The organism is Maribacter sp. BPC-D8 (assembly GCF_035207705.1).
Classification (GTDB): Bacteria; Bacteroidota; Bacteroidia; order Flavobacteriales; family Flavobacteriaceae; genus Maribacter.
The window spans coordinates 4,611,548-4,625,570 of the sequence record NZ_CP128187.1 but is presented as its reverse complement, the minus strand read 5'-3'; the positions used below and the strand labels follow the sequence as shown (position 1 = coordinate 4,625,570).

At 38.6% G+C, this 14,023-nt stretch carries 5 protein-coding genes, 2 tRNA genes and 2 rRNA genes; 3 read left to right on the top strand and 6 right to left on the bottom strand.

Annotation, left to right across the window (positions count from 1 at the left end):
• Nucleotides 1-690, bottom strand: coding sequence for a MotA/TolQ/ExbB proton channel family protein (locus tag QSV08_RS20110; protein WP_324025476.1), 690 nt, complete (start codon nt 688-690; stop codon nt 1-3).
• A 52-nt stretch (nt 691-742) separates the two neighbouring features.
• Nucleotides 743-2,113 carry a sodium:proton antiporter NhaD gene (gene nhaD, locus QSV08_RS20105; RefSeq protein ID WP_324025475.1) on the bottom strand — a complete coding sequence of 457 codons (1,371 nt, stop codon included), beginning with the start codon at nt 2,111-2,113 and terminating at the stop codon, nt 743-745.
• Between the two features lie 337 nt (nt 2,114-2,450).
• Between nhaD and QSV08_RS20100 the strand changes: the two genes are divergently transcribed.
• The 3 genes from QSV08_RS20100 to QSV08_RS20090 all read left to right on the top strand — a co-directional run bounded on the left by QSV08_RS20100 (nt 2,451) and on the right by QSV08_RS20090 (nt 9,895).
• Nucleotides 2,451-3,590, top strand: coding sequence for an acyl-CoA dehydrogenase (locus QSV08_RS20100; RefSeq protein ID WP_324025474.1), 1,140 nt, complete (start codon nt 2,451-2,453; stop codon nt 3,588-3,590).
• Nucleotides 3,591-3,910: 320 nt separating this feature from the next.
• The gene (gene gltB, locus QSV08_RS20095; RefSeq protein ID WP_324025473.1) at nt 3,911-8,419 is read left to right on the top strand and encodes a glutamate synthase large subunit; all 4,509 of its coding nucleotides are present in this window, start codon (nt 3,911-3,913) and stop codon (nt 8,417-8,419) included.
• A 9-nt stretch (nt 8,420-8,428) separates the two neighbouring features.
• The gene (locus QSV08_RS20090; protein ID WP_324025472.1) at nt 8,429-9,895 is read left to right on the top strand and encodes a glutamate synthase subunit beta; all 1,467 of its coding nucleotides are present in this window, start codon (nt 8,429-8,431) and stop codon (nt 9,893-9,895) included.
• A 467-nt stretch (nt 9,896-10,362) separates the two neighbouring features.
• Here QSV08_RS20090 and rrf read toward each other — a convergent pair.
• The 4 genes from rrf to QSV08_RS20070 all read right to left on the bottom strand — a co-directional run bounded on the left by rrf (nt 10,363) and on the right by QSV08_RS20070 (nt 13,915).
• Nucleotides 10,363-10,474, bottom strand: a 5S ribosomal RNA gene (gene rrf, locus QSV08_RS20085).
• 168 nt (nt 10,475-10,642) lie between these two features.
• Nucleotides 10,643-13,474, bottom strand: a 23S ribosomal RNA gene (locus tag QSV08_RS20080).
• A gap of 141 nt (nt 13,475-13,615) precedes the next feature.
• Nucleotides 13,616-13,689, bottom strand: a tRNA-Ala gene (locus tag QSV08_RS20075).
• A gap of 152 nt (nt 13,690-13,841) precedes the next feature.
• Nucleotides 13,842-13,915 (bottom strand) — tRNA-Ile (locus tag QSV08_RS20070).
• Between the last annotated feature and the right edge of the window lie 108 nt (nt 13,916-14,023).

Below are 14,023 nucleotides of genomic sequence, written 5' to 3'. Positions count from 1 at the left end.
TTAAAGAGGTTCGTTTAATAGATCTAGAAAATCAACTGCATTAGCCTCCATTTTATGAACTACTTTATCAGTTCTATTCACTAAATGGTTATACCCAACATAAGCAATAATACCTACTATAAGACCTGCAACTGTTGTTGTCATTGCTGTATAAATACCAGATGCCAAAGACCCCATCTCTGCTTGACCGCCACTACTGGCCATTTCATGAAAAGCAAGTATCATACCAATAACGGTACCCAAGAAACCAATCATTGGCGCAGCACCTGCTACTGTCGCAAGTATACTTACATTTTTTTCTAGCTTATAGACCTCTAAAGTACCAGCATTTTCAATTGCCGTATTTATATCGTCTAATGGTTTACCAATTCTCGATACACCTTTTTCGGTCAATCTAGCTACTGGTGAATCGGTTTGTGCACATAGAAGCTTTGCAGCATCTAAATTACCCGTAGTAACATAGTCACGAATTTGATTCATAAAGTTCTTATCTATTTTAGATGCCGCATTTACAGCTAGCAAACGTTCAAAATAGATATATAGAGCTACGCCCAACATTATGAACAACACCGATATAATAATGACACTACCTGTACCACCATTAAAAACTAAATCTATAACCGAAAGAGTTTTCTCTTCAGACAATAATTCTTCGCTCGCATCTTGAGCCAAATCCTGGAATAATAACATAGTATTCTTTAAGTATTGAATTTGCCTTTATAACGATGAATTGCGAATTAAATTATACGTTAAGTACAAAATCTCTTAATAGGATAAAAACAACAGCCCCACTAATAAAACCTGCAAATGCCAACCATGCAATATTTTTAAGATACCAGAAAAAATCAATTTTCTCCATACCCATTGCAACAACACCTGCAGCAGAACCAATTATCAACATACTACCACCTGTACCAGCAGAATAAGCGATAAAATGCCATAACGGATTATCTAAAGGTTCGCTAAACATTCCCATACTTGCAGCAACCAATGGTACGTTATCAATAACCGCCGAACCTAAACCAAATAATAACACTACAACATCAGTATTAGGTATTGCCTCATTAAGTGCACCTGCAGCATTAAAAAGTATTCCTAATGACTCCATAGCAGCTACCGCCAATAAAATTCCTAAGAAGAACAATATACTAGGCAATTCTATTTTAGATAAAGAATGGTGAACAGGACTATGGTGACCTTCACTATCTTGACCTTCTTGATCTACTGAAGAAATGCTAAATTTCTTATTACTATATATTTCAGCGAAAGTCGCTACAACAGCCAATGATAACATCATACCTACATAAGGTGGTAAATGTGTAACTGTTTTAAAAATAGGAACGAACAAAATAGCACCTAGACCTAAATACAACATTACCCCACTATACTTAGACTTAGATTTCTCTTCTTCTAATTCCCCATCAATTAAACCTTTAAATACTTTAAATCTACTTGCAATAACAACAGGTACAATCATACATACCAATGAAGGTAAAAGTACGTGAAGAACAAGTTGACCAGCACTTACTCTATTAGCAATCCACAACATGGTAGTGGTAACATCACCAATAGGCGACCAAGCACCACCTGCGTTTGCGGTAATAACGATCATACCAGCAAACCATAATTTTGTTTCTCTATCCTTAATAACCTTTTGAAGTATAGTAATTAAAACAATAGTAGCTGTAAGGTTATCTATTATAGCTGATAATATGAATGCTAATATTGAAAATAACCAAAGTAATTTTCCCTTCTCCTTTGTTTTAATAAAACCTTTTATAGTTGCAAAACCATCGAAATAATCAATTATTTCTACAATAGTCATTGCTCCTAACAAGAAAAATAAGATTTCAGCAGTTTTTCCTAAATGATGCAAAAGAGATTCCTCCATCATGTGCATTCGATCCAAATGACCAAATTTATCAAATCCTTCAACAAGACTTTGATGAGCAGAATCAAACCAGTTTTCATAGCCATCTATACCAAGAGCAATCAGTGCCCAAAGTATAGCCATCATAGCTAATGCCGGAATTAATTTATCTATTTTAAGATTGTGCTCTAAAGTAATGGCAAGGTATCCTGCCAAAAAAACAATAACAATGATGGTTTCCATATTAGTTGGTTTTTTGAGTAACTAGTTAGTAGTTGTAAATATAGGTTCTAATTCTAAAAAATAAATCTTCCAAATATATTTAAAATTGTCTGTGAATTCCTAATGAATTAACAATAATACCGAAGTTATTTGACTTCCAAATACTTAAATCGATACTATTATAAAATTAACAAGTTTTTGCTGACCATATTTTAACGCATAAGAAAATGTTAAATATGAACTGATGGCATATTACGAAGTTACGATTGTTACAAAATCGGTCAAAAGGAGGTGTTTAAGTGTAATATTTAACTACTATATCTTTATCTTTGATATGTTAACCTTTATATACAATTAGATGGATTTTTCATTAAATGAAGAACAAAAACTTATACAACAAGCTGCACGTGATTTTGCTGAAACTGAACTGTTAGCAGAAGTAATTGAACGTGATGATGCCCAAAGATTCCCTACAGAGGAAATTAAAAAATTGGGAGAACTTGGATTTCTAGGAATGATGGTAGATCCGAAGTATGGCGGAAGCGGTCTTGATACATTATCTTATGTAATAGCCATGGAAGAAATTTCTAAAATTGACGCTTCTACTTCAGTTGTCATGTCAGTAAATAATTCTTTAGTATGTTGGGGTTTAGAAAAATTTGGTTCTGAAGCTCAAAAGGAAAAATATCTTACCAAACTTTCTACAGGTGAGCAAATAGGTGCATTTTGCCTTTCTGAACCAGAAGCTGGTAGTGATGCTACATCTCAAAAAACTACTGCAATAGACATGGGCGACCATTATATTGTAAACGGCACTAAAAACTGGATTACCAACGGTAGCTCTGCAAGTACATATATTGTAATTGCACAAACCGATAAAGACAAAAAGCACAGAGGCATAAATGCTTTGATCATTGAGAAAGGTGCTCCCGGATTTGAAATTGGTCCTAAAGAAAATAAATTAGGTATTAGAGGTAGCGACACCCATTCGTTAATATTTAACGATGTAAAAGTGCCAAAAGAAAATAGAATCGGTGAAGATGGCTTCGGCTTTAAATTTGCAATGAAAACTTTGGCAGGCGGTCGTATAGGCATTGCTGCACAAGCATTAGGTATTGCTGCAGGTGCTTACGAACTAGCTCTAAAATATTCTAAAGAACGTAAGGCTTTCGGTACTGAAATTAGCAACCACCAAGCTATCGCATTTAAACTTGCCGATATGCATACCGAAATTCAAGCAGCACGATTACTAGTTTATCAATCTGCAATGGATAAGGATAATGGTAATGATTATGATCTTTCTGGTGCTATGGCAAAACTATACGCATCAAAAGTTGCTATGGAAACTACGGTTGAAGCCGTACAAATTCATGGTGGAAACGGTTTTGTAAAAGACTACCACGTTGAACGATTAATGAGAGATGCCAAAATAACTCAGATATATGAAGGCACCTCTGAAATACAAAAAATCGTGATTTCTAGAAGTATTTTGAAGTAAAAATATATCTTTTTAAAAAAGACCCCTATGAATTATAGGGGTCTTTTCATTTATAGTCATCTTAAACTTTGTTACCCTCTCAATAAAGTTAGACTCAATTGTTAGAAAGTTGCATAAACTGTAATTTACCCCCTTAGTCTACCCTACATTTAAGTAATATTAACTTAAATTTATCAATCTGATAAATTGAAGGTTTTAAAAATCCATAATTATCGATTTTTTAAGCTTTTATTTATTTCGTTGAATTTTTTACTTGAATTAGTTCTAACCATTGAATATAATTCAATTAAATTGATATTTTTGAAGAAATACCACAAAGGATGACACTGAAGAAGCAAGGATTATATCTACCGGAATTTGAACATGATAACTGTGGGGCTGGATTTATTTGTAGCCTTAAAGGAAAAAAATCTAACGACATTATACATAAAGCGTTAGAAATACTTGAACGTTTAGAGCACAGAGGGGCAGTAAGCGCCGATGGTAAGACAGGAGATGGGGCTGGTATTTTAATAGATATACCTCATGATTTTTTTCAGGCTGTTTGTAGCTTCGAGTTACCTAAGGCTGGCGATTATGCTGTTGGTAATATCTTTTTTCCTCGTAAAGAGAACCAACGTGATTTCTGTATCTCGGTTTTTGAGGAAAATATAAAAAAGCAAGGCTTAAAACTATTAGGATGGAGAGATGTACCAGTCAACAGATCCATACCGGGTAGAATCGCTGCTGAAACAGAACCTTTTGTAAAACAAATATTCGTTGCTAAAGAGAGCGAAGATCAAAATTACTTTGATTTTAATCTGAAGCTTTTTATTGCAAGAAAAGTAACTGAGCATACGATTATAAAATCAAAATTATCTGAAAGCAAGTTCTTTTATGTACCTAGCTTATCTACCAAGATAATTATCTTCAAAGGTTTACTAATGCCATTAGACATTAGCCTGTACTACTCAGACTTAATGGATTCTAGAGTGGTAACTAGATTAGCATTGGTACACCAACGATTCTCAACAAATACTTTCCCTACTTGGGATTTGGCGCAGCCTTTTAGATACATGTGCCACAACGGTGAAATTAACACCCTAAGAGGTAATGTTACTCGCATGTTTTCTAGAGAAGAATTATTGAAGAGCGATGCTTTCGGTGATGAAATAAAAAACATACTTCCTGTAATTTTACCTGGAAAATCAGATTCTGCTACCATGGATATGGTTGTTGAATTATTATTGATGACGGGTAGATCATTACCAGAGGTAATGATGATCTTAGTACCTGAAGCATGGGAGAAAAATGCAGAAATGTCTGAAGCTAAGAGAGCATTTTACGAGTATCATTCTTGTATGATGGAACCTTGGGATGGACCAGCATCTATACCTTTTACAGATGGAAACTTTATTGGTGCTGTTTTAGATAGAAACGGACTAAGACCTTCAAGATATACGGTTACAAAAGATGACTATGTAGTTATGTCTTCGGAAACCGGAGTTGTTGATATCACTCCTGAAAATGTAGATTTTCATGGAAGATTACAACCAGGTAAAATGTTCTTGGTGAACATGGAAGAAGGTAGAATTATAAACGATGAAGAAATTAAAGAAAACATCGCTCAAAAATTCCCTTACGAGAAATGGCTAAATAAAAACCTAGTTCATTTAAAAGACATTCCTTATAATGATTGTCCTTTATTTTTGGGTGAAGAAACTTTAGAGAAAAGAAAATCTGTATTTGGCTATACATTAGAAGATATCAACACTATAGTTCTTCCTATGGCGAAAGCAGGTAAAGAACCAATTGGCTCAATGGGCTCAGATACGCCAATTGCTGTTTTATCTCAACGACCTCAATTAATTTACAACTACTTTAAGCAGTTATTCGCTCAAGTAACGAACCCACCTTTAGATGGTATTCGTGAAGAATTGATTACAGATATCAGTTTAACTTTAGGTAGTGACCATAATATATTCGAGTTTACAGAATTACACTGCAGAAAACTTAAAATTCAAAATCCTGTAATTTCTAAAGAGGATTTGGATAAAATTAAAAATTACGATGTAAGTCCAGATTACAAAGTAGTCTCTATTCCGATGTTGTACTCTATCAAACAAGGACATAACGGATTGGAAGATGCTTTACAGGCACTGTTAGATCAAGCATCTAAATCGGTAGATGAGGGAGCAAACATTATTATACTTTCAGATAGAAATGTTACAGAAGAAATGGCTCCTATTCCAGCACTTTTGGCCTGTTCATTTGTAAATAGTGGATTACAGAAACTTGGCAAACGCTCTAAGCTAAGTGTTATAATAGAATCTGCAGAGCCACGCGAAGTACATCATTTCGCCTTATTATTTGGCTTCGGCGCAAGTGCTATTAATCCATACCTAGTTAATGAAATTATTGCAGAACAAATAGAGGAACATGATATTACAGAAATATCATTTGACGATGCTATAAAAAATTACAATAAGGCTGTCGGAAAAGGCATCTTAAAAGTGATGAACAAAATTGGCATTTCAACATTAAACTCTTACCGTGGATCTCAACTTTTTGAATGTATTGGCATCAATACTACGGTGGTTGATAAATATTTTCCAAATACACCAACACGTATTCAAGGTATTGGTCTTTATCAAATTGAAAAAGAGATTGCGTTACGTCATCATAAAACATTTAGCAAAAAACATATTGATGCTAATTTAGATTTAGAAATTGGTGGAGAATATAGATGGAGAAGAGATGGTGAGAAACACATGTTCAATCCACTATCTATCGCAAAACTTCAAAAGTCTGTTCGTAATAATGAGCCAGACACTTACAAGGAGTACTCGAGTATGGTTAATGAGCAATCTAAAAACCTAATGACGATTAGAGGTCTTTTTGAATTCTCTAATTATGATCCAATTCCTTTAGAAGATGTTGAACCATGGACAGAAATTGTAAAAAGGTTTAAAACTGGCGCCATGTCTTATGGATCCATCAGTAAAGAAGCTCATGAGAATTTAGCAATTGCAATGAACCGTATTGGTGGCAAAAGCAACTCGGGCGAAGGTGGAGAAGATGAAAACAGATTCTATAAAAATTCTACTGGAGACTGGAGAAACAGTGCTATTAAGCAAGTTGCATCAGGTAGATTTGGTGTTACTTCTAACTACTTGACCAACGCTAAAGAAATTCAAATAAAAATGGCACAAGGTGCCAAACCAGGTGAGGGTGGTCAATTACCAGGACCGAAAGTAAATCCTGAAATTGCAAAAACAAGAAATTCTACGCCGTATGTAGGGTTAATTTCTCCACCACCGCATCATGATATTTATTCTATTGAAGATTTATCTCAGCTTATTTATGATTTAAAATCTGCTAATAGAAAAGCTAGAATTAATGTAAAATTGGTTTCTGAAGTTGGTGTAGGTACCGTTGCAGCTGGTGTTGCTAAAGCAAAAGCCGATGTAATATTAGTATCAGGATTTGATGGCGGCACAGGAGCTTCTCCTTTAACCTCATTGAAGCATTGTGGTTTACCATGGGAACTTGGTATTGCCGAAGCACAACAAACACTAGTATTAAATGACTTAAGAAATAGAATTGTTCTTGAATGTGACGGACAGTTAAAAACTGGTAGAGACGTTGCAATAGCTTGCCTATTAGGCGCCGAAGAATTCGGTTTCGCTACCGCACCACTTGTAGCTTCAGGTTGTATAATGATGCGTGTATGTCATTTAAACACTTGCCCAGTAGGGATTGCAACTCAAAACCCTGAGTTAAGAAAGAAATTCAACGGTAAGCCAGAACATGTTGTAAACTACATGTATTTCGTAGCACAAGAGTTACGTGAAATTATGGCGCAATTAGGCTTTAAGACCATCAATGAAATGGTTGGTCAGGTTCAAAAACTAGATCGTAAGAAAGCTATTGATCACTATAAAGCAGCTGGAATTGATTTAACTCCTATTTTACATCAAGTAGATGTACCTAAAGGAACTAAATTCTACAACACAGAAAAGCAAAAGCACGATATAGACAAATCAATAGAGTTTGACATTATTGCAAAAGCTAATCCGTCATTATTTAGAAAAGAGAAATTAATTTTAGATTACCCAATTTGCAATACTGATCGTGCCGTTGGTGCAATCATCAGTAATGAAATATCTAAAACTTATGGTGCAGAAGGCTTACCGATAAATACACTACGCCTTAATTTCACAGGGTCTGCAGGACAAAGTTTTGGAGCATTTGCGACAAGAGGACTTACAATGATTGTTAATGGAAACACTAATGATTATTTAGGAAAAGGACTTTCAGGTGCCAAACTAGTTATAAAAGTTCCTGAGAAATCAACGATAGTACCAGAAGACAATGTAATTACCGGTAACGTTACGCTATATGGAGCTACTGCTGGTAGAGCCTATATTAACGGAAAAGCCGGGGAACGTTTTTGTGTTCGTAATTCTGGAGCGAAAGCTGTAGTAGAAGGTATTGGTGATCACGGTTGTGAATATATGACAGGTGGTGTTGCTGTAATTCTTGGTGAAGTTGGAAGAAACTTTGGTGCAGGTATGAGCGGCGGTATCGCATTCGTATTAGATAGTAACAAAACTTTCAAAAAGAGATGCAGTACAGAAGGGCTTAACCTTTTAGAAGTCACTGAAGCTAATGATATCGAGCAATTAAAAGAATTAATTGAAAGCCATTATAACTCTACATCAAGTCCATTAGCACAACGTATTTTAGAAAACTGGGAATCATATTTACCTAAATTCGTTAAGGTCTTACCTGAAGAATACAGACAAGCTTTAATTAGATTAGAGGAAGAAAATTTACAAACTATTTAAGATCGGAATATGGGAAAGATAACAGGATTTTTGGAATTCGATAGAAAAATTGAAGCATACGAACCGGTTGAGGAACGTTTAAAAGATTATAAAGAGTTTACAATACCATTACCTGAAAAGGAAATGAAAGAGCAAGGTGCGCGTTGTATGGATTGTGGCATACCTTTTTGCCATAGTGGTTGCCCATTAGGAAATTTAATTCCTGATTTCAACGATGCAGTATACCGCTCTAAATGGGAAAAAGCGAGTGAAATTTTACATTCAACAAACAATTTTCCAGAATTTACAGGAAGATTATGCCCAGCACCATGCGAAGAAGCTTGTGTACTTGGTATTAATGAAGACCCTGTAACAATTGAAAATATTGAGAAAAATATTGTTGAAACTGCTTTTAAGAAAGGATGGATTACTGCTAAGCTACCTTTGAATAAAACAGGTAAAAAAGTTGCAGTAGTAGGTTCAGGACCTGCAGGTCTTGCAACTGCGCAACAATTGAATAGAGCAGGCCATGATGTTACCGTTTTTGAACGTGATGAAAAACCTGGCGGATTAATGCGTTATGGTATTCCAGATTTCAAAATGGAGAAAAACGTAATCGATAGACGTTTAGATGTTCTCAAAGAAGAAGGTATAACATTCAAATGCGGAGTTAATATAGGGATAGATATTAAAGCAGATACTCTTAAAGAAGAGTATGATGCAATCGTATTAACCGGTGGCGCTACCATCAGAAGAAATTTACCTATTGAAGGTTCAGATTTAAAAGGTGTCGTTCAAGCAATGGATTTTCTAGGTCAAAATAATAAGCGTGTTGACGGTATAAAAGAATTAGGAGAAGAAATTAAAGCTACAGGTAAAAATGTAGTTGTTATAGGTGGAGGTGATACAGGATCAGACTGTATCGGGACTTCTTTTCGTCATGGGGCTACTTCTGTATCCAATTTCGAAATTATGCCTATGGCTACAGCTGAAAGACCAGAAGGTCAACCTTGGCCATTTTGGCCAATGAGACTAAGAACAAGTTCTTCACATAAAGAAGGAGCTGAACGTTTCTTTAGTATATCTACCAAGAAATTTATTGGTGACGCCAATGGAAATTTAACAGGATTGATAACTTCAGAGGTAGAATGGATTAAAACAACTGGGCAACGTCCACAACTCAAAGAAGTTCCTGGTACAGAAAAGGAATGGAAATGTGAATTAGCTTTATTAGCTTTAGGTTTTACAGGTTCTGAAAATACTGTTGCAAGCCAATTAGGTTTAGAAATGGATGCTAGAACAAATATCAAAGCATCTGAAAATGATTATAAAACTAATGTAGCAGGTGTATTTGCTGCTGGCGACCAAAGAAGAGGTCAATCTTTAATTGTTTGGGCTATATCCGAAGGTAGACAAGCTGCGCATCATGTAGACAAATACTTGATGGGCGAAACTGCTTTACCTCTCAAAGGTGACGGTGATTTACCAAGAGTATAGTACTCCTTTAAATATTATTAAGAAAGCCCCAACTATTCATTTAGTTGGGGCTTTCTTATTTGTAACAAGAACTAGGTAACATCACAAATCAACAGTTCTTTTCCTGTTTAGCTTTGTTTACCCTATTAAATAACTGAATGTGTATACTTATATTCAAGAAAGATGATAAACTAATAAATTGAATTTAAACAAATTCGTCATTCATTTAAACCAACTAAACAAATACTTATATATAGTCCTATCTAAGTTATTAACCTACTCCAAAGGTTTGTAGAATAGCAATCCTTCTAACAATGTTAACCCTATCAATTAATTTCTAGTTTAAAGTAGTAGTAGTAGTAGTAGTAGTAGTAGTAGTGATGTTCGTATTTCTATTACCTTTTGTAACAGAGGGATTAGAACATCACCCCTTTTCTTGGATTTATGGTATAAAAAAAGCCCTTTACATTACTGTAAAGGGCTTTCGAAAAAGGCGGCTACCTACTCTCCCACTTGATATAGCAGTACCATCGGCGCAAACGGTCTTAACTTCCCTGTTCGGAATGGTAAGGGGTGGGCCCCGTCGCCATGGCCACCTAAGTTTTAGATCGGATATTACCGACCGCGGCCTTCGCCGCAATATCGTTGACATGAATGGAACAGGATCCTATAAAGGAAAGAAGCACTTATAGTATTAAGTATTTTTCGTAATAAAAAGAAAGAAGTAAAGATCGTCGTCCGCCCCTTCCCTAAAGAAGGGACGTACGTATGCGCAAGCCTGACGGGCAATTAGTACTACTCGGCTACGGACATTACTGCCCTTCTACCTATAGCCTATCAACGTGGTCATCTCCCACGGCCCTTTAAAGAAATCTCATCTTGTGGCTGGTTTCGCGCTTATATGCTTTCAGCGCTTATCCAATCCCGACATAGCTACCCAGCGATGCTCCTGGCGGAACAACTGGTGCACCAGCGGTCAGTCCAACTCGGTCCTCTCGTACTAGAGTCAGATCCACTCAAATTTCTAACGCCCGCAGTAGATAGAGACCGAACTGTCTCACGACGTTCTGAACCCAGCTCGCGTGCCACTTTAATGGGCGAACAGCCCAACCCTTGGGACCTTCTCCAGCCCCAGGATGTGACGAGCCGACATCGAGGTGCCAAACCCCCCCGTCGATATGAGCTCTTGGGGGAGATCAGCCTGTTATCCCCGGCGTACCTTTTATCCTTTGAGCGATGGCCCTTCCATGCGGAACCACCGGATCACTATGCTCTTGTTTCCAACCTGATCGACCTGTATGTCTCTCAGTCAAGCGCCCTTGTGCCATTGCACTCTACACACGATTGCCAACCGTATTGAGGGCACCTTTAGAAGCCTCCGTTACTCTTTTGGAGGCGACCACCCCAGTCAAACTACCCACCACGCACTGTTCTCTCATCGAGAGTTAGGCCCCGGACAAGCAAAGGCTGGTATTTCAACAATGACTCCACCACACCTAGCGATGCAGCTTCAAAGTCTCCCAGCTATCCTACACATTGCTTGACCAAGGTCAATACGAAGCTATAGTAAAGGTGCACGGGGTCTTTTCGTCCCACTGCGGGTAACCGGCATCTTCACCGATACTACAATTTCACCGAGCTCATGGCCGAGACAGTGTCCAGATCGTTGCACCATTCGTGCAGGTCGGAACTTACCCGACAAGGAATTTCGCTACCTTAGGACCGTTATAGTTACGGCCGCCGTTTACTGGGGCTTCAATTCAATGCTTCTCCCCGAAGGAATGACATCTCCTCTTAACCTTCCAGCACCGGGCAGGTGTCAGGCCCTATACTTCATCTTTCGATTTTGCAGAGCCCTGTGTTTTTGATAAACAGTCGCCTGGACCTCTTCACTGCGGCCCCCCATAAGGGGGCGACCCTTCTCCCGAAGTTACGGGTCTATTTTGCCTAGTTCCTTAGCCATGAATCTCTCGAGCGCCTTAGAATACTCATCCCAACCACCTGTGTCGGTTTACGGTACGGGCTGCTTCACTTGCTTTTCTTGGAAGTCGATATGCTGGATTATCACCTTGACCGTGGTCTCGGTGTACTATCGGGGCGTTACCGCTCCCTTCAACGTACAATTCCGTCTGTACGCACCAACTTCTCGCCTCCGTCACTTTTAGCGTGAGCAGGTACAGAAATATTAATCTGTTGTCCATCCACTATCCCCTTCGGGTTCGCGTTAGGTCCCGACTGACCCCCAGCTGATTAGCATAGCTGGGGAAACCTTGGTCTTTCGGCGTGCGGGTTTCTCGCCCGCATTATCGTTACTTATGCCTACATTTTCGTTTGTAATCGCTCCAGCATCCCTCGCAGGTACACCTTCGACGCAATTACAATGCTCCCCTACCCCTCATATAAATATGAAGTCACAGCTTCGGTGATATACTTATGCCCGATTATTATCCATGCGGAACCGCTCGACCAGTGAGCTGTTACGCACTCTTTAAATGAATGGCTGCTTCCAAGCCAACATCCTGGCTGTCAATGCAGTTCCACCGCGTTATATCAACTTAGTATATACTTTGGGACCTTAGCTGGTGATCTGGGTTCTTTCCCTCTCGGACATGGACCTTAGCACCCATGCCCTCACTGCGCAGAAACATTTTATAGCATTCGGAGTTTGTCAGGAATTGGTAGGCGGTGAAGCCCCCGCATCCAATCAGTAGCTCTACCTCTATAAAACTATCTACACGCTGCACCTAAATGCATTTCGGGGAGTACGAGCTATTTCCGAGCTTGATTGGCCTTTCACCCCTACCCACAGGTCATCCCAAGACTTTTCAACGTCAACGGGTTCGGTCCTCCACTATGTGTTACCACAGCTTCAACCTGCCCATGGGTAGATCGCACGGTTTCGCGTCTACTACTACTAACTATGGCGCCCTATTAAGACTCGCTTTCGCTACGGCTCCGGACCTGAAGTCCTTAACCTTGCTAGTAAAAGTAACTCGTAGGCTCATTATGCAAAAGGCACGCCGTCACCCATATGGGCTCCGACCGCTTGTAAGCGTATGGTTTCAGGATCTATTTCACTCCGTTATTCACGGTTCTTTTCACCTTTCCCTCACGGTACTGGTTCACTATCGGTCTCTCAGGAGTATTTAGTCTTGGCGGATGGTCCCGCCGGATTCATACAGGGTTTCACGTGCCCCGCACTACTCAGGATACCACTATCTTAATGCTCTTTACCTATACGGGACTATCACCCTCTATGGTCGCTATTTCCAAAGCGTTCTAGTTCATTACATCTCGAATGTCGTGGTCCTACAACCCCGCACATGCCGGAACATGTACGGTTTGGACTAATCCAATTTCGCTCGCCGCTACTATCGGAATCACTTTTGTTTTCTCCTCCTCCGGGTACTTAGATGTTTCAGTTCCCCGGGTTTACTTCCATTACTGGATAACATATCTTCAATATGCTGGGTTGCCCCATTCGGATATCTACGGATCATATCGTGTGTGCCGATCCCCGTAGCTTTTCGCAGCTTATCACGTCCTTCATCGCCTCTGAGAGCCTAGGCATTCCCCATACGCCCTTTTCCAGCTTGTCGCCAGATCTTTAATCTATTCTATTTTATTCGTACTCTTTACTTAATAAAGATTCGTGTTTCTTTCTTTTTTAGTCGGTAAAACATAAAAATGTCTTACCTCCTGTTCCAATATGTCAATGAACGTTGTCGACTTTCGTCGCTGTGGAGAATATCGGAGTCGAACCGATGACCTCCTGCGTGCAAGGCAGGCGCTCTAGCCAGCTGAGCTAATCCCCCGTTTTCAGTTATCAGTATTCAGTTTACAGTATTCAGCCTATGCCGTACTGCGTACCACATACCGTGTACTGCAAAACTGGTTTCCCAACTTCTAAAATTTCCTTCAATACTTAATGAACGTACCGTCTAATCAAAGACGATTTTCTTGTTTGTAGTCCCAGGCAGACTCGAACTGCCGACCTCTACATTATCAGTGTAGCGCTCTAACCAGCTGAGCTATGGGACTGTCCCTACTCTTTCCTCTCGGCATAAATACCTCGCAAAAAAAAGCAATTACTTATATATCATAATTATGGAGATTATTGTAATGGAACATTTACTAAAGAAACTATTA

Coding starts and splice junctions, on each gene's coding strand:
- QSV08_RS20100 (WP_324025474.1), top strand. CDS start 2,451: ATGGATTTTTCATTAAATGAAGAACAAAAACTTATACAACAAGCTGCA.
- QSV08_RS20110 (WP_324025476.1), bottom strand. CDS start 690: ATGTTATTATTCCAGGATTTGGCTCAAGATGCGAGCGAAGAATTATTG.
- gltB (WP_324025473.1), top strand. CDS start 3,911: ATGACACTGAAGAAGCAAGGATTATATCTACCGGAATTTGAACATGAT.
- QSV08_RS20090 (WP_324025472.1), top strand. CDS start 8,429: ATGGGAAAGATAACAGGATTTTTGGAATTCGATAGAAAAATTGAAGCA.
- nhaD (WP_324025475.1), bottom strand. CDS start 2,113: ATGGAAACCATCATTGTTATTGTTTTTTTGGCAGGATACCTTGCCATT.